The organism is Kribbella amoyensis (assembly GCF_007828865.1).
GTDB lineage: Bacteria > Actinomycetota > Actinomycetes > Propionibacteriales > Kribbellaceae > Kribbella > Kribbella amoyensis.
In genome coordinates this window covers 163610-180335 of sequence record NZ_VIVK01000004.1, presented here as the reverse complement: position 1 = coordinate 180335, position 16726 = coordinate 163610, and the positions used below count along the sequence as shown (strand labels likewise).

Annotated in this window: 14 protein-coding genes, 3 rRNA genes and 2 pseudogenes; 7 read left to right on the top strand and 12 right to left on the bottom strand. The window is 63.6% G+C overall.

All coding sequences use genetic code 11. The annotated features are described in order from the left end of the window. Nucleotides 1-57: 57 nt before the first annotated feature. The 3 genes and pseudogenes from FB561_RS37420 to FB561_RS39085 all read left to right on the top strand — a co-directional run. Nucleotides 58-828, top strand: a pseudogene (locus FB561_RS37420) (cytosine permease); the annotation flags it as partial. Next, nucleotides 741-1121: pseudogene (locus FB561_RS39135) on the top strand (cytosine permease); the annotation flags it as partial. The pseudogenes FB561_RS37420 and FB561_RS39135, both read left to right, overlap by 88 nt. Before the next feature lie 24 nt (nt 1122-1145). After that, nucleotides 1146-1271, top strand: a complete 126-nt coding sequence (locus FB561_RS39085) for a hypothetical protein (protein ID WP_272952601.1) — start codon at nt 1146-1148, stop codon at nt 1269-1271. Between the two features lie 60 nt (nt 1272-1331). On the opposite strand, the gene rrf is transcribed toward FB561_RS39085, so the two are convergent. The 7 genes from rrf to FB561_RS37385 all read right to left on the bottom strand — a co-directional run bounded on the left by rrf (nt 1332) and on the right by FB561_RS37385 (nt 10024). Further along, a 5S ribosomal RNA gene (rrf, locus tag FB561_RS37415) occupies nt 1332-1449 on the bottom strand. A gap of 146 nt (nt 1450-1595) precedes the next feature. Beyond that, nucleotides 1596-4716, bottom strand: a 23S ribosomal RNA gene (locus tag FB561_RS37410). A 442-nt stretch (nt 4717-5158) separates the two neighbouring features. Continuing rightward, nucleotides 5159-6678 (bottom strand): 16S ribosomal RNA (locus tag FB561_RS37405). Together the 16S, 23S and 5S rRNA genes form the textbook arrangement of a ribosomal RNA operon. 864 nt (nt 6679-7542) lie before the next feature. Beyond that, nucleotides 7543-8877 carry a serine hydrolase domain-containing protein gene (locus FB561_RS37400; protein ID WP_238335346.1) on the bottom strand — a complete coding sequence of 445 codons (1335 nt, stop codon included), beginning with the start codon at nt 8875-8877 and terminating at the stop codon, nt 7543-7545. A 97-nt stretch (nt 8878-8974) separates the two neighbouring features. After that, nucleotides 8975-9202 (bottom strand): hypothetical protein, encoded by a 228-nt coding sequence (locus tag FB561_RS37395; RefSeq protein WP_145814839.1) that lies wholly within the window; start codon nt 9200-9202, stop codon nt 8975-8977. An 89-nt stretch (nt 9203-9291) separates the two neighbouring features. Next, nucleotides 9292-9486 (bottom strand): KTSC domain-containing protein, encoded by a 195-nt coding sequence (locus FB561_RS37390; RefSeq protein WP_272952600.1) that lies wholly within the window; start codon nt 9484-9486, stop codon nt 9292-9294. Nucleotides 9487-9592: 106 nt separating this feature from the next. Beyond that, nucleotides 9593-10024, bottom strand: coding sequence for a helix-turn-helix domain-containing protein (locus tag FB561_RS37385; RefSeq protein WP_202881037.1), 432 nt, complete (start codon nt 10022-10024; stop codon nt 9593-9595). 140 nt (nt 10025-10164) lie between these two features. On the opposite strand from FB561_RS37385, the gene FB561_RS37380 reads away from it, so the two are divergent. Further along, nucleotides 10165-10449: a hypothetical protein gene (locus FB561_RS37380; protein ID WP_202881036.1), complete on the top strand. Its 285-nt coding sequence runs from the start codon at nt 10165-10167 to the stop codon at nt 10447-10449. A 53-nt stretch (nt 10450-10502) separates the two neighbouring features. Here FB561_RS37380 and FB561_RS37375 read toward each other — a convergent pair whose 3' ends face one another. Both FB561_RS37375 and FB561_RS37370 read right to left on the bottom strand, forming a co-directional pair. Then, nucleotides 10503-11411, bottom strand: a complete 909-nt coding sequence (locus FB561_RS37375; protein ID WP_202881035.1) for a hypothetical protein — start codon at nt 11409-11411, stop codon at nt 10503-10505. 142 nt (nt 11412-11553) lie between these two features. Continuing rightward, entirely contained in the window at nt 11554-12183 is a 630-nt protein-coding gene (locus FB561_RS37370) for a hypothetical protein (RefSeq protein ID WP_145814837.1), read from the bottom strand. A gap of 142 nt (nt 12184-12325) precedes the next feature. Here FB561_RS37370 and FB561_RS37365 point away from each other — a divergent pair, with 142 nt between their 5' ends. After that, entirely contained in the window at nt 12326-13150 is an 825-nt protein-coding gene (locus tag FB561_RS37365) for an aldo/keto reductase (protein ID WP_145814836.1), read from the top strand. 248 nt (nt 13151-13398) lie between these two features. On the opposite strand, the gene FB561_RS37360 is transcribed toward FB561_RS37365, so the two are convergent. The 3 genes from FB561_RS37360 to FB561_RS37350 form a co-directional block, all read right to left on the bottom strand. Then, complete coding sequence (locus tag FB561_RS37360) at nt 13399-14481, bottom strand: class I SAM-dependent methyltransferase (RefSeq protein ID WP_145814835.1); 1083 nt, start codon at nt 14479-14481, stop codon at nt 13399-13401. 181 nt (nt 14482-14662) lie between these two features. Further along, entirely contained in the window at nt 14663-15433 is a 771-nt protein-coding gene (locus FB561_RS37355; RefSeq protein ID WP_170284967.1) for an AfsR/SARP family transcriptional regulator, read from the bottom strand. A 226-nt stretch (nt 15434-15659) separates the two neighbouring features. Beyond that, a complete protein-coding gene (locus FB561_RS37350; protein ID WP_145814833.1) occupies nt 15660-15884 on the bottom strand; it encodes a hypothetical protein in 225 nt (74 codons plus the stop codon). A 293-nt stretch (nt 15885-16177) separates the two neighbouring features. On the opposite strand from FB561_RS37350, the gene FB561_RS37345 reads away from it, so the two are divergent. Together FB561_RS37345 and FB561_RS37340 are read left to right on the top strand one after the other, a co-directional pair. Further along, entirely contained in the window at nt 16178-16369 is a 192-nt protein-coding gene (locus FB561_RS37345; protein WP_145814832.1) for a hypothetical protein, read from the top strand. 72 nt (nt 16370-16441) lie between these two features. Next, nucleotides 16442-16639: a hypothetical protein gene (locus FB561_RS37340; RefSeq protein ID WP_145814831.1), complete on the top strand. Its 198-nt coding sequence runs from the start codon at nt 16442-16444 to the stop codon at nt 16637-16639. Nucleotides 16640-16726 lie beyond the last annotated feature (87 nt).

The following is a 16726-nucleotide window of genomic DNA, read 5'->3' as shown; positions in this document are numbered from 1 at the left end:
TCCTCGTCCCGCTGCTGCTGAACAGCCCGCGGGCACGAAGTACGGCATCCGTTCCCGGTGTTCGCGCGCGCCTTCTACGGGATCCGCGGGGCGAACCTGCCGGCCTTGCTGCGTGCCTTCATCGCGTGTGGGTGGTTCGGCATCCAGACCTGGATCGGCGGTCAGGCGATCTACACCATCGTCGGCGAGCTGGCCGGATCCGGCTGGTCCAACGCGGCCACGATCAGCGGGCAGCCGTGGACGCTGTGGCTCAGCTTCCTGTTCTTCTGGGCCCTGCAGATGTGGCTGATCTGGCGTGGCATCGAGGGGTTGCGCCGGTTCGAGAACTGGGCGGCCCCGCTGGTCACGGTCGCGTTCCTGGCGCTGATGATCGCGATCCTGGTGAAGGCCGGCGGACTCGGCCCGATCCTGGACCAGCCGTCCAAGCTCGGCTGGGACGCCGACTTCTGGAAGATCTTCGCGCCGGCGTTGATGGGGATGATCGCGTTCTGGGCGACGCTGTCGCTGAACATGCCCGACTTCACCCGGTTCGGCAAAGGGCAACGGCAGCAGATCCTCGGCCAGATCATCGGGCTGCCGACGACGATGTCGTTCATCGCCCTGGTCTCGATCATCACCACGTCCGGGACCGTGCTGGTCTACGGCTCCGCGATCTGGGACCCGGTCGAGCTGACGACCAAGTTCGAGAGTCCCGTCGTCGTGACGATCGGTCTGGTGATGGCGATTCTCGCGACCATGTCGTGCAACGTTGCCGCGAACGTGGTGAGTCCGTCGTACGACTTCGCGAACGCGCTGCCGCGGTTCCTGAACTTCCGGACCGCCGGGTTGCTCACCGGGATCATCGGCATCGTGATCCAGCCGTGGCGGTTGATCGCCGCCCGTCGATCTACATCTTCGTCTGGCTCTCGTTCTACGGCGGCCTGCTCGCCTCGGTGGCGGGTGTACTCATCGCGGGGTACTGGTTCGTCGACAAGACGAATCTCCAGCTGGCCGGGCTGTACCTGCCGGGGAGCCGCTACTGGTACAACGCGGGCTGGAACTGGCGAGCTGTGGTGGCGACCGCTCTCGGGTCCGTACTGGCCGTTGGCGGGGCGTACTCGGCGCCGGGGGCTGGCCCGTTCCCGGAGGACGGGCTGATTCCGTTCTTGCAGCCGTTGTACGACTACTCGTGGGTGGTCGGCCTGGTCGCGGGGTTCGTCGTGTACCTGGCGCTGACGCTTCCCGCGTCCCGCCGGTCGACGGCCACGACGCAGGCCACAGCCGGCATCTGAATCTGCCTGTACATATGTTAAGGGCCACCCCGAGATGGGGTGGCCCTTAACAGTGTGAATGTCCGGCGACGTCCTACTCTCCCACGATCTCCCGATCGCAGTACCATCGGCGCTGAAGGGCTTAACTTCCAGGTTCGGAATGGAGACTGGGTGTTTCCCCGACGCTATGGCCACCGAAACTCTATAGAAATATCAACCACAACCACACAGTACCAGCCAGTGCTGGTACGTGGTTCTGACCGTATTCCGGGAACCGTACAGTGAACGCGAACAACTCGTATCGCAGCTTGACGTTTTGTTGAGACTCAACACCCAGGTGGTGTGTGTGACAAGCCCTCGGCCTATTAGTACCAGTCAGCTCCACACGTTGCCGTGCTTCCACTTCTGGCCTATCAACCCAGTGGTCTACTGGGGGCCTTACCCGATTAACTCGGTGGGAGACCTCATCTTGAAGCGTGCTTCCCGCTTAGATGCTTTCAGCGGTTATCACTCCCGAACGTAGCCAACCAGCCGTCTCCTGGCGGAACAACTGGCACACCAGAGGTTCGTCCACCCCGGTCCTCTCGTACTAGGGGCAGCCCTTCTCAAGTCTCCTGCGCGCGCAGCGGATAGGGACCGAACTGTCTCACGACGTTCTAAACCCAGCTCGCGTGCCGCTTTAATGGGCGAACAGCCCAACCCTTGGGACCTACTCCAGCCCCAGGATGCGACGAGCCGACATCGAGGTGCCAAACCATCCCGTCGATATGGACTCTTGGGGAAGATCAGCCTGTTATCCCCGGGGTACCTTTTATCCGTTGAGCGACGGTGCTCCCACATGCCACCGCCGGATCACTAGTTCCGACTTTCGTCCCTGCTCGACATGTCTGTCTCACAGTCAAGCTCCCTTGTGCACTTACACTCGACACCTGATTGCCAACCAGGCTGAGGGAACCTTTGAGCGCCTCCGTTACCTTTTAGGAGGCGACCGCCCCAGTCAAACTACCCACCAGGCACTGTCCCTGATCCGGATAACGGACCTAAGTTAGACAGCCAGAACAACCAGAGTGGTATTTCAACGATGACTCCACCCGAACTGGCGTCCGAGCTTCACAGTCTCCCACCTATCCTACACAAGTTGTACCGACCACCAATACCAAGTTGTAGTAAAGGTCCCGGGGTCTTCCGTCCTGCTGCGCGTAACGAGCATCTTTACTCGTAATGCATTTCGCCGAGTCCATGGTTGAGACAGCGCCCAAGTCGTTACGCCATTCGTGCAGGTCGGAACTTACCCGACAAGGAATTTCGCTACCTTAGGATGGTTATAGTTACCACCGCCGTTTACTGGCGCTTAAGTTCAAAGCTTCGCCGGCCGAAACCGACTAACCTGTCCCCTTAACGTTCCAGCACCGGGCAGGCGTCAGTCCGTATACATCGAATTACTTCTTCGCACGGACCTGTGTTTTTAGTAAACAGTCGCTTGGGCCTGGTCTCTGCGGCCATCAAGCCTCGGCCAGCAAGTGGCCTCACGTATCAGGCCCCCCTTCTCCCGAAGTTAACGGGGGCATTTTGCCGAGTTCCTTAACCATGGTTCACTCGATCGCCTTGGTATTCTCTACCTGATCACCTGTGTCGGTTGGGGTACGGGCGGCTCTAACACTCACTGCGAAGTTTTTCTCGGCAGCATGGGATCATCCACTTCCCCTGAACGGGTCCGCCTCGGCTCTCAGGCTATATGAGACACGGATTTGCCTATGCCTCGCCCTACCACCTTGCCCGCGGATCAGCTTGCGCCTACCATCGCCGCGGTTGGACTACCCTCCTGCGTCACTCCTCAGTGCACCTACTACCACCTCGGGTCAAAACCTCCACCACGCAGCCCGAAGGCCTTACGGATTCAGTTTCTTAGCATCAGCGGGTTCGGCCGGGTCGTGTTAATGCCGGTACGGGAATATCAACCCGTTGTCCATCGACTACGCCTGTCGGCCTCGCCTTAGGTCCCGACTTACCCAGGGCAGATTAGCTTGACCCTGGAACCCTTGATCATCCGGCGGACGGGTTTCTCACCCGTCATTCGCTACTCATGCCTGCATTCTCACTCGTGCAGCATCCACAACTCCATCACTAGGCTGCTTCACACGCTGCACGACGCTCCCCTACCCATCCACACACCTGGACCACACCCGAAAGTGAGGCCGGGTACAAGTGTGAATGCCACAGCTTCGGCGGATTGCTTGAGCCCCGCTACATTGTCGGCGCGGAATCACTTGACCAGTGAGCTATTACGCACTCTTTCAAGGGTGGCTGCTTCTAAGCCAACCTCCTGGTTGTCTGGGCAACTCCACATCCTTTTCCACTTAGCAATCGCTTAGGGGCCTTAGCTGGTGATCTGGGCTGTTTCCCTCTCGACTACGGAGCTTATCCCCCGCAGTCTCACTGCCGCGCTCTCACTTACCGGCATTCGGAGTTTGGCTGATTTCGGTAAGCCGGTAAGCCCCCTAGACCATCCAGTGCTCTACCTCCGGTAAGAAACACACGACGCTGCACCTATATGCATTTCGGGGAGAACCAGCTATCACGGAGTTTGATTGGCCTTTCACCCCTATCCACAGGTCATCCCCCAGGTTTTCAACCCTGGTGGGTTCGGTCCTCCACGCGGTCTTACCCGCGCTTCAACCTGCCCATGGATAGATCACTCCGCTTCGGGTCTAGAGCATGCGACTCAAACGCCCTATTCAGACTCGCTTTCGCTACGGCTACCCCACACGGGTTAACCTCGCCACATACCACTAACTCGCAGGCTCATTCTTCAAAAGGCACGCCGTCACACACCCAAAGGCATGCTCCGACGGATTGTAGGCAACCGGTTTCAGGTACTATTTCACTCCCCTCCCGGGGTACTTTTCATCTTTCCCTCACGGTACTAGTCCGCTATCGGTCACCAAGAAGTATTTAGGCTTAGCGGGTGGTCCCGCCAGATTCACACAAGATTTCAAGAGTCCCGTGCTACTCGGGAAAACACTCAAGAGTCACCGTCTTACGCCTACGGGGCCATTACCCACTACGGCTCAACATTCCAGAAGATTCGACTTCAACGATGATTTATAACTCTTCGGACCCACGGCATTAGGCCCAGAATGCTCCCACAACCCCACATACGCAACGCACGCCGGCTATCACACGCACATGGTTTAGCCTCATCCGCTTTCGCTCGCCACTACTCACGGAATCACAATTGTTTTCTCTTCCTGCGGGTACTGAGATGTTTCACTTCCCCGCGTTCCCTCCAGAACCCTATGTGTTCAGGCACTGGTAACTGGCTTTAGAATGCCAGCTGGGTTTCCCCATTCGGACACCCCCGGATCACAGCTTGGTTGCCAACTCCCCGGGGCTTATCGCAGGCTCCTACGTCCTTCATCGGCTCTTGGTGCCAAGACATCCACCGATTGCCCTTAGTAGCTTGTCACAAAAAAACAACAAAACACTACAAAGAGATGCTCGCGTCCACTATACAGTTCTCAAAATACGGGCAGGAAAACCGACCCTGAAACCACCACTAACCAAGAACACCTGGCAGTCTGGTGAGAGCCGGCCCCAGCCACACACCAACCCCGAACCCAACGGTCCCGGTTGGTTGCGACCCAGAAAAACCGTCCACCCAAGAAGAAAAAACTCGCTTCTCCAGGGCGGCCCGATTTCTCAGGACCCAACAGCGCGCCTCGAAACATTCCTCCACCAGCCACCGCGTTCCACGCTCACAAAAGAGCAGTACTAACGACACCCAGCATCGGTCCGAATCTAATGGTCAATGTTCCACATTCCGAAGCACGGCCGCCCCGAGACACTCGCTCGAGAAACGACCTGTAGACACCAGCCCCTTACGGGAACCAGTGCCAAATGCTCCTTAGAAAGGAGGTGATCCAGCCGCACCTTCCGGTACGGCTACCTTGTTACGACTTCGTCCTAATCGCCAGCCCCACCTTCGACGGCTCCCTCCCACAAGGGGTTAGGCCACCGGCTTCGGGTGTTGCCGACTTTCATGACGTGACGGGCGGTGTGTACAAGGCCCGGGAACGTATTCACCGCAGCGTTGCTGATCTGCGATTACTAGCGACTCCGACTTCATGGGGTCGAGTTGCAGACCCCAATCCGAACTGAGACCGGCTTTTTGGGATTCGCTCCACCTTACAGTTTCGCAGCCCTTTGTACCGGCCATTGTAGCATGCGTGAAGCCCTGGACATAAGGGGCATGATGACTTGACGTCATCCCCACCTTCCTCCGAGTTGACCCCGGCAGTCTCCTATGAGTCCCCACCATAACGTGCTGGCAACATAGGACGAGGGTTGCGCTCGTTGCGGGACTTAACCCAACATCTCACGACACGAGCTGACGACAGCCATGCACCACCTGTATAGGACCCTTACGGACCTCCCATCTCTGGGAGATTTCCCTATATGTCAAACCCAGGTAAGGTTCTTCGCGTTGCATCGAATTAATCCGCATGCTCCGCCGCTTGTGCGGGCCCCCGTCAATTCCTTTGAGTTTTAGCCTTGCGGCCGTACTCCCCAGGCGGGGCGCTTAATGCGTTAGCTGCGGCACGGAGGACGTGGAATGTCCCCCACACCTAGCGCCCAACGTTTACGGCGTGGACTACCAGGGTATCTAATCCTGTTCGCTACCCACGCTTTCGCTCCTCAGCGTCAGGTAAGGCCCAGAGAGCCGCCTTCGCCACCGGTGTTCTTCCTGATATCTGCGCATTCCACCGCTACACCAGGAGTTCCGCTCTCCCCTGCCTACCTCTAGTCTGCCCGTATCGGAAGCAGGCTCGGAGTTAAGCTCCGAGTTTTCACTCCCGACGTGACGAACCGCCTACGAGCCCTTTACGCCCAATAATTCCGGACAACGCTCGGACCCTACGTATTACCGCGGCTGCTGGCACGTAGTTGGCCGGTCCTTCTTCTGCAGGTACCGTCACTCTCGCTTCGTCCCTGCTGAAAGAGGTTTACAACCCGAAGGCCGTCATCCCTCACGCGGCGTTGCTGCGTCAGGCTTTCGCCCATTGCGCAATATTCCCCACTGCTGCCTCCCGTAGGAGTCTGGGCCGTGTCTCAGTCCCAGTGTGGCCGGTCGCCCTCTCAGGCCGGCTACCCGTCGACGCCTTGGTAGGCCATTACCCCACCAACAAGCTGATAGGCCGCGAGCCCATCCCCAACCGCCAGAACTTTCAACCAAAAACCATGAAGAAATTGGTGATATCCGGTATTAGACCCGGTTTCCCGGGCTTATCCCAGAGTTGGAGGTAGGTTGCTCACGTGTTACTCACCCGTTCGCCGCTCGTGTACCCCCGAAGGGGCCTTACCGCTCGACTTGCATGTGTTAAGCACGCCGCCAGCGTTCGTCCTGAGCCAGGATCAAACTCTCCGTTGAAATCAATATGTCAACCACAGACAAACCGTGGACAACAGACAACGAAAAACGATCCAATGCAATCAGAAACAAATCAAACTGACTTGAATCCAGAATAATTACAAAGGAATCCGACACGAATCAACAATGAAGCCAGACAAACCGGCCCACCGAGACCCATGTACGGGGTTAATGCATCTTTCGGCATTGACTTTCGGCACGCTGTTGAGTTCTCAAAAATCGGGCGCACACCGCGCTTCAAACTCCCGCTTGAAGCCCCGGGGCAACTCGGTAAACCTTACTGATCCCATCCCAGCCGGTCAAATCGGCCTTTCCAGAACCAGCCCCCGTCCGCGACTCAGTGACCGAAACCCGCTCAGGGCGTGTTCCAGCTACCAAGAACCTTCTGGGGTTTGTTGAGGCGACCGGCCGCTTTCGCGTCCCGCACTCGCTCCCAACAAGAAGAACATTACTGACATTCGCGGTGAAGATGCAAATCGGGTCCGGGGCCGCTTCAAACCCCTTGCCGAGCCCTTCCGGCTCGCACCGTCACGCTGTCGGCGAAGTCCCTCTGGTCACAGCCGTCACTCACGTCTCCGCGAGCCACGTCCCCATGATGCACCCTCGTTCAAGGCCGCCGGCCGCAGTCCGATGATCGTGGAGACGGTGATGGGTGGGAGCCGATCGCTCGACTCCCACCCACCGAGTACCGCAACCGTCCGGCAGACGCCTCTCGGCGAGTGGCCGCTCGTAGCGGCTGAGGATGAGGCCCGGGGGTCTTGCGCCGGACGGCATCAGATGTAACCGGACCCCGCCGGCGGTTATTCCGCCGTCCGCCACCCGACCCGGAAGTGACCTGAGTCACAGCAGGGGCGTTCTGCAGGCTCACAAGCGACGGCAGGGAAGCTCTTCCTCGTTCTGAACGAAGTACAGCTCCCCATCACGGACCACGAGCTGCGTGTCGGCGAAGCTGGTCGCGAAGCGGTTCTGACCCGTGGCGAAGAAGGTGAGTGCTTCCTGGCCGGCGAACGTCACCTCAAGGCTCGAACCGTCTCGCGCGATCTCGAGCGACGTCTTGCGCAGCTCATACCGACCGCACAGCTTGTCCAGCTCCTCCGGACTCGGCTCGCTCAGTTCGATGAGCTCCTGCGGATAGCCGATCCAGCCGTACTGCGTTGCGAGCGAGGCGAAGGCCTTCTGCAGTACCCACACGCCGTTGTCGCCGTTCGTCATCACGGCAGCGCCCTGGCCGGTGTCGCGATAGGCGATCAGGTGGCACCGGAATCCCGCGTTCCCACCCGAGTGGCCGAACGTCGTGCCGCCTCCCCCGAGGAACAGGCCCAGGCCAAGCGAGTCGAGACCGCCGATGCGTGCTGTGGAAGGCATTTGCGGAGTGAGCATCTCCCGCGCCAATCCCGTCGAGAGCAGCGCGCCCCCGGCACCCGAGTACGCGGCCCGCACACCGAGCGCGAATCTGCACAGGTCGGTCGGCGTCGTCCACAATCCGGCCGCGGCGAGCTCGGGGTACGTGTTCCAGCGTCCGTCGAGCGGTTCGCCCTGCTCGTCGTGAGCGGTGGCTGCTTGCCCGTGTCGGTCGGGCGGCAGCGGTTGTGCGTAGTCGCTGTCGCGCATCCCGAGTGGTTCCAGGACGAGTTCGCGCAGCAACTGGCGGAAGGGCGTACCGGTGACGTCTTCCAGGAGCTGCTGCACAACCGTGGTCCCGCCGCCCGAGTACCGGAACTGGGTCCCCGGAACGGTGTCCACGCGCACGCCGAAGGTGTTGGCCGGCCGGACTCCATCGAGGATCTGGACCGTAGTCGGAAGCTCGTCGTTGTGCCTGTATCCGGGGAAGCCACTCACCGTGAGACCAGCACTGTGGCTGACCAGCTGGCGCAAGGTGACCACCGGTTGCCAGGTCCCGGTGGGCGGGATCTGCCATGACGTGAGCCGGTGATTGACGTCCTCGTCGAGGTCGAGCAGGCCACGGTCGACCAGGCGGAGCATCGCGAACGTGGTGATCGGTTTGCTGATCGAGCACGCCTGGAAGATCGTGCGATCGTCGACGAGGCGATCCCCGTCGGCAGCGGCGCGCCCTGCCTGCCCGGTCGCCGTGATCTCGTCGCCGTCGATCACCGCCCAGCTGACGCCGGGCACCTTGAACTCCGTGAGGTCCGCCTCGACCTGCTCCTGCAACGCGTCGACCGACATCTGCTCTCCCACCCCTGGACTGTTTGGAGCTTAGGGGTGCAGAGGTGCAAGGCGCGGCAGGGACAGCTCGGCTGCGGGAACCCGGAGGCACCGCAGCCGGAGGCAGACGTCAGCGGGACGGTTGCGGTGCCGAGCAGTCGATCTTCGGGTTGGCCCCGATGTAGTTCAGCGGGCCGGCGACGATGGTGACCAACGTGGTCCCCACCTTGGCGCAGGTCGCGTCCGAACCGGCGAAGTAGTTGCGTTGCGCAGCGGCGGCGAGGCCGATCAGCAGCCAGACGACGAGCACGATCGTGATCGCTCGGGATCCGGTCGTAGACGCTCTCCGAGTACGCATGGTCCACCTTCCTGGGCGGTTGGGCGAACCCCCGTGAATCCACCTTCTGGTGCCCGTCCGCGAACCAGCGAAAACCCTGCCGGATCACCTCACCGATAGACCTCCCTGAACTCGTAGTACGGCTTGATCTCGCGGTTGACGTAGCTCCCGATGCTCTCGGCCGCCAGCAGTCCGGCGTACGTCGGCTGCGGGACTTCGAAGTACTGGTACACGTCGCCGCTCACGTACTCGATCTCGAGGACACTCCCCTCGTAACCCACCGACCTGACGCTCGCGGACCTCACCGGACGACGCCTCACCTGCCACCCCTTTCGACGACCCGCCCGACCGTACGCGGTAGCACCGACAACGGAGAGGCCGCCGACCACGCTTCCGTGCCATGGGCAACGGTCATCGCCCCGCCTGGAACTCGTCGGGACTGTCGGCCGGTGTTGAGGTCGCGGGCGCGCTCCTGGTCGGCAGGCCGGACAGCACCCGCGTCAGCTCGCCCACCGCGGAGTACAGCTGATCGACGAACGACGGGTCGAACTCCAGCCCTTCCTCGCCCTTGGACATCGCACCGTCGGCGCTGACCGCGACGGGTGGCGCGGGGAGGCCCAGGTTGGCGGCGAACCGCGCCTGGGTCTCCGCGTCGGTTCTTCGCAGAGTCGTGTCCAGCGCTTCCTGCAGGTACTGACTGGGCACCATCTCCGGCCGCCGGCGCCACTTCGACACCGTGCGCGGCGCGATGCCGAGATACTCGGCGAAGGCCTCGTTGGTCAGGCGCATCGCCGCCTGCAAGGCGCGTGCGTGCCTGCCGGTCCATTCCTCGATGATTGTCATCGGCTCGCTCCTTCGGCGTGCGACTACCCTCTGCAATCAGGTTACGAGGATTCGGTGACCGGCTGGGGTCCTCTTCAGTTCCCTGTGGATACAGGGTGAGGTCATGGTGAGGTCAGTCTCCGCGGCGTTGACTGACGGACATGAACAACACCTGCGAAAGACCCGTGGCCCTCCCCCGCCGGCGTCACCTGATGGTGGCAGGGCGGTCAGCGCCCCGCTGCTTCCAGCTGGTTCGGCACATCGACGTCTCCGGCATCAGCGGCACCGGGATCGTCGCAGAAGGAGTCGAGTGGTCCGACGGGACGGTCGCCCTCCGCTGGAAAGGCCGGCATCCCACCACCACGGTCTGGCAAGACGGCCTGGACGCCCTCCTGGCCGTCCACGGCCACAACGGCGCGACCACCATCCGATGGCTCAACCCCTGATCCGCGGTACGGCCGCCGCACTCCCCTGTCCCCTCAGCGGCGGCCGTACCGCTTCAGTCCTGGAAGAACTGCTCGCGGTACTCGCCGTTGTGTTTCGAAGTTCTTTCTTCTTCGGACGGGGTGAGGGCGGCGGCCAGTTCGGCGGTGGACTTGTCCGGGGTCGGTGGGAGTTCGGCCCGAGGTGGTTCTTCGGTGGTGGAGTCGTCGGGGTTGGCGGCGGCTGAGAGTTCGGCGAGGGTGCCGAGGAGGTCGGTGGCCTTCTCGACCTGGCCTGGGTTGTTGACAAGCCACCAGACGGCTGCTGAGCCGGGGGTGGCCAGGACGTCGTCCTTCAGGTAGTCGCGGTGGTCTCGTTCCATCCGGCGCTCGAGGAGAGCGGTCTGTTCGCGACGGTGAAGTGCGGCGAGGATCTGGAGGTGTTTGCTGTCCGCGTCAGGGAGACGGAGACGGACTTCGGTGGCCCAGGTACGGACCTGGCCGCGGTCGTCGAGGCTTGGTTCGCCGAGTAGGGCTGCCAGGCGATGCTGGTTCAGCGATTCCTCGGTCGGTTGCTGGGCTGTCGTGAGGGCCTTGGCTCGGCGGAGCAGGGCGTCGACAGCGACGCTGCCCAGATCCGCGTGCCGGGAGCCGGACAACACCGCCGACCAGTGCACGATCGCGGAGAAGCTGAACTGGAAGTCCGGTGAGACGGACGGCAGGCGGACGTCCGCGATGGTTCGGGTCGGCGGGAGGTTGAAGACCGGGTCCGGTTCGGGGGCGCGTGGTGTGGAGGGGGTCGTGGCCACCGGTGCCAGGGGCGCCGGCTTCGGCACCGGCTCACGGATCACGATCGCGGCCGTGCCGAGGCCGATCACGGAGACGAGGACCGCTACCCAGCCAGGGAGGTGGAGGACCAGACCGAGGAGGTACAGGAATGCGACGACCCCGGCGGAAAGGAGCAAGGAGCTTTTGTCCAGCTTCATCGCGGGCTTTCTTTCAGGCGGCTACAGGCCGGGCGGACGGCCTGGAATGACTCCCCGCTGGCTCCTCGGGACGGTGGATGAGCCACAGAAAGTTTCACACGCGGTACCGACCGTAGCGACCGCTACGCGTGTCGAGTGTGCGTCAGCCGGCGAGGGAGCGGAGGGCTCGGCGGGAGGGAGTGAGCAGGACGGGTTTGTAGGGGCAACGGGCGTCGGTGAGTGTTTCGTAGGCGCGGATCGCGCGGTCGGCGGCGTCCCAGCCTTGCTCGGCAGGGCTCTTGCCGAGGCCGCGGTTGCGGATCAGGGCGCCGTAGAAGGCCGAGCAGAAGACGGTGGCTTCGTACCAGCCGATGACGGTGCTGGTGCCGATGTAGGTGATGTCGTCCTGGAGGCAGTCCCGGATGGCGCGTTGCCACTTGCCGATACCGGTCTTGCAGCCGTCGGCGATGACCACGCCGCTGGCGATGCCGTACTGACGATCGACGAACCAGTCGGCGAGCGCTCCGAGGGACACCTGGGTCTCGCCGTCGGTGGAGAGGAAGGAGGGCGCCTCGCTGTGGTCACCGTGCGCCATCACGTGCAGCACGGTGGACGGGGTGGTGAGCGCGGAGAAGGCAGTCTCGTGGTCACGGCTGCGGACGAAGTTCACGTCGATGACCGGGTTGTTCCAGCCGGCGTTGACGTTGCCCACGATGCTCTGGACGAACGTCATCGACGCGTCGAAAGAGCTGTCCAACCCCAGGTCCACCAGCGTGATCAGCCGATTCCTCATCGCCCACCCCTCCAGCGCCGCCCCAGACCAGCTTCTGGGCCCGACCTCATGATGACCCACGCCGCCGACAATCCGCCGGGGCGTCCGGGACGACTACGGTGGCCGGAGCACCCGCTGACGCGACCACCCGAGGAGATGCCGGATGAGCCAAGGACCGACGATCACACTCAGTCACGGTTCGGCGATGCCGCGAATCGGGCTGGGCACGTCGCCGATGAACGACGCGGACGCCGAACGCGCCGTCCACGAGGCGATCGGACTGGGGTACCGGTTGATCGACACCGCCGAGGCTTACCGCAACGAGGTCGGGGTCGGGCGTGGGTTGCAGGGTGCGCCGCGCGAGGAGTTGTTCGTGACGTCGAAGTTCAATCGGCACCGGCACAGCGTCGACGGTGCGCGGGCCGCGTTCGAGGAGAGCGCGGAGAAGCTGGGACTGGAGTACCTCGACCTGCTGTTGATCCACTGGCCGAATCCCGAGCACGGCCAGTACGTCGAGGCCTGGCGCGGGTTGATCGCGCTCCGGGAGGCGGGCATGGTTCGCGCGATCGGGACGTCGAACTTCAAGCCGTCGCATCTGCGCAGGCTCGTCGACGAGACCGGGGTCGCGCCGGAGGTGAACCAGATCCAGCTCAGCCCGTTCTGGGCCAAGCAGGAGAGCCGCGAGTTCCACGCGGAGCACGGGATCGTCACCGAGGCGTGGAGCCCGATCGGGCGCGGCCGCGAACTGCTCCAGCACCCCAAGGTGGTCGAGATCGCCGAGCGGCACGGCCGAACGCCGGCTCAGGTAGTGCTGCGGTGGGAGCTTCAACTGGACGTGGTCCCGATTCCGAAGTCGTCGAATCCGCAACGGCTTCAGGAGAATCTGGCGGTCTTCGACTTCGAGCTGAGCCAGGACGAGTCGGACGCGCTCACAGCCCTCGATGGCACCGGCCCGGAGGAGGCTGACTCCGACAGGACGGGCCATTAGAAGACGGGCCACAGGAAAAGGGGCGCTGGACAGCTCGGGCGACGAGACGAAGGTGCCAGAACCGGCCCCGGCAGAGAGAGCCGATCCTGGCGAGCACGGTCTGCGCTGTGGCCCCAACCAAGGGCCGCGTGGCTCAAACGCATGAGTAGCTTCTCTGGGCGACCAGGAGATAGAGCGCTTTCCTCGCCACCTTCCAGCGACCACCCACCGAGGTCAAGAGGTCACGCGGTCTCTTGCGCTGAACGACCTCAGGCCTTGTGCGCGATGTAGTACGCGTTGAACGGGTCCGCCTCGATCGTCTCGACCTTGACCGAACCGAAGCCGGCCGCGGCGAGCATTTCGGTCGCCTGCTGGCGACCCCACACCGTGCCAAGTCCTTCCCCGCCGAGCGCGAGCGACACGGTCATGCAGTGCAGGGTGGAGACGCTGTAGAGGAACGTGGCGAACGGGTGGTCGAGGTTCTCCTCGAGTTTGCTGGACGCGTCGATGTCCACCATCAGGAAGACTCCGCCCGGGCGCAACGAGGCGGCGATCTCGGCCAGCACCGTCCCCGGATGCGCCTGATCGTGGATCGCATCGAACGCCGTGACCAGGTCGAACCGTTCCCGCTCCCCCAACTCCGCCACGTCGCGGACTTCGAACTCCGCATTGGTCAGCCCGAGCCGCCCCGCTTCTGCCCGAGCCGCCCCGATCCCGTCGTCGGAGAAGTCGAATCCGGTACAGCGACTGCGCGGATACGCCCCGGCGATCAGGTTGATCGCGTGCCCACTCCCACACCCGATGTCCGCGACCTCGATCCCGTCGGCCAGGCGATCCGGCAGGCCCGGGACCAGTGGCAGGGTCACGTCGAGCAACAGCGCGTCGAAGACCGCACCGCTGTCCTCGGCCATCAACCGGTGGAACTCGGTGTACTCCGAGTACGGCACGCCGCCGCCGTCTCGGAAGCAGTCGACGAGCGGGGACTCCACGCCGGCCATCAACGGGACGAACTGCATCGCCTTGGCGAGGTTGTCCGGCCCCGCCGCTCTGGTCAGAAACGCGGCGTGCTCCGGCGGCAATCGGAACGTCCGCGCGCCCGGGTCGTACTCGACGATCCGGGCGGTCGCCATCGCGCCGAGCCACTCGCGGACGTAGCGCTCCTGCAACTCGGCGGCAGCCGCGATCTCCTCGCTGGTCGACGGCGGCAACTCGGCCAGCACGTCGTACAGCCGGACCTGGTGACCGATGCTCATCAGCAGGGACAGCATGCCGTCGTTGAGCAAGGCGCCCATCCGTTCGGCGAAAGCCTCCGCGCGCGCCTCGTCGAAGGCGGGTGTGATCGTGTCGCTCATGGTGGTCCCCTCCCCGGTTCCTCCTTCGACAGAACGCCTCGGACCACGGTCGGCGCAACTTTTCCGGCGCTGGAGTCGTCGTGATGGTAAGGCGGCCCGCTGCCCACCGAGCAGCGGGGCGCCGTTCACCACGAACGGGTCACCTGACCCAACCCAGATGAAACAAGCGCTTCAGTACCGATCAGCGGGTGCGGGCGATGCGGCGGGCGGTGACGCCGGCCAGGTACGGGTGGACCAGTTCCCGGAAGAGTTCACTCGGTGGGAACCCGAGTTCGCGTTCGAGCATCGCGCGGAACTTCTCGTAGTGCTGGACGGCTTCGACGATGTCGCCGTTCTCCAGGTGGGTCCGGACGATCGTGCGGTGCGCGCTCTCGTGCAACGGTTCGACGCTGATCGCGGCCCGGGCAGCCTGCAACGCCTCGTGGGAACGTCGTTGCGTCCGGCGTCGATCGGCCAACGCGTCCAGGGCGCTCAATCGCAAGTACCGCAGGCGTTCGCGCGCTGCCAGGACCCAGTCGTCGTACCACCCCGGCAGCAGTTCCGACGAGTCCAGTACCGCGGCCGCGGCCTCGTCGTCCGGTACCTCGCGCTCGCCCGGGTCGTGGATCAGCAGCTCCGCGCTCGCCTCGAACCGATGCACGTCCACGGCCACGTCGTCGGTCAACGCGAGGGACGCGTCGCCGATCTCGAGCAGAGGCGGTACGCCGGCGTGCCGGTGCCGCAGTCGCCAGAGAACAGCACGAAGCCGAGCGGCGGCCACCTCGTCCGGGCAGTCGGGCCAGAGCGTCGCCGCGGCTTGGGTGCGGGCGCAGCGACCGTTCAACGCGAGCAGAGCGATGAGGTGTTTCGGACCGGCGGGGAGCTCCACCTCCTCGGGAGCTCCGGGACCGGCGACGAGCAACCAGTCACCGAGCAGGTGTAGTCGCAGATCGCACCCCGAGAGTGTGCGCACTGGTCGGCCTCCCCCTTGACGAGGTGCCGGCCCGAATCGGTGCGCGCGCAGCCCCCCGGCTGTGTTGCCACACATTGCCTCACTACCGCGTGACCCACAGAAACACCAAGGCCACTTGAACAATCACGATTGGTCACCGGCCGCGCGATGTCAACCCTGACATGCCGTGGGCCCTCGCGTCGCGCGCTCGCTCCGTGGGTCCCCACGCCGCGCCGTCCACCGGTGATCAGCGCGTCGTGCGCTCGACGAACTCCTCCAGCCACTCGCGCACTTCCCGGTACACCGCCTCGGCTGATGTCACCACTCGGGTCGTCTCGCCCTCGGCCCCCAGATCGGGACGGCTGGTGACGCGTGCTCTCAGGCCGGTCGGGTCCGAGCTCTCCCGCCAGACCCTCACGACGAGTGCCGCCGCAGCGTCCGGCCCGGTCTCCTCCGGTGTCTGATCGGTCATGCTGCACTCCCCCGCGATCCGCCGGACTCCTGGCGCGCTACCGCACTGCCGGCTGCAGCCCGGCCACCTGGAAGTCCCACGTTGAGCCAACGATCTCCGACGACCCCGGGTTACGTCGACCGACCCGCTCCCCACCCACCGACCGACCCACACCCAGACAACGCCGAGACAACGCGATGACAACGCCCGGACAACGCTGAAACAACGCCGAAAGAACGCGACGGCAACGGCGTGAGCATGCGGGCCGGACTCCACTGGGCTCTGAGCACCGAAACAGTCGGAGGGGGTGACTCATGAACGAGAAGCTGTCGAAGGTAGAGCTCGACCTGGAAGAGGTCCAGGTTCTTCCCGAGCGGGAAGCGCTGGGTTCCTTCAACTGGGCGAACGTCTACGCGTCCAACACGGCGGTCGCGCTGAACGCGGCGTCGTACTGGTCCGTGGCCAAGGCCGCGGCCGTCCAGACGATCGTGGTCAAGCAGCACTAGCGATCGGATCCGGGGGGTGGGCGGTCGTGTACGGGCACGACCGCCCACGACCGACACAGAGGAGGGGTCTCGATGACGAGTCCTGGCACGATCTCCACGTCGGAGGTCGCCGGCCAGTCCGTCGAGTTGCTGCCCACACGGGAGGCGCTCGCGCTGGTGAACATCGCCAACATCACCGCCGTCAATCTCGCCATCGCGGTGAACGCCGGAACGATCGGCTCGACCGCGGCCGCGGCGGCTCTGCAGCATGTGGCTGGCTTCCAGCACTAGCGGCGGCCGCCCACCGCACGTGCGGGGGGCGCGTGCTGCCTCCCGCACCGGTCGGCCGGATTGTGCCCACGGCCCCGGTCGGGAGGT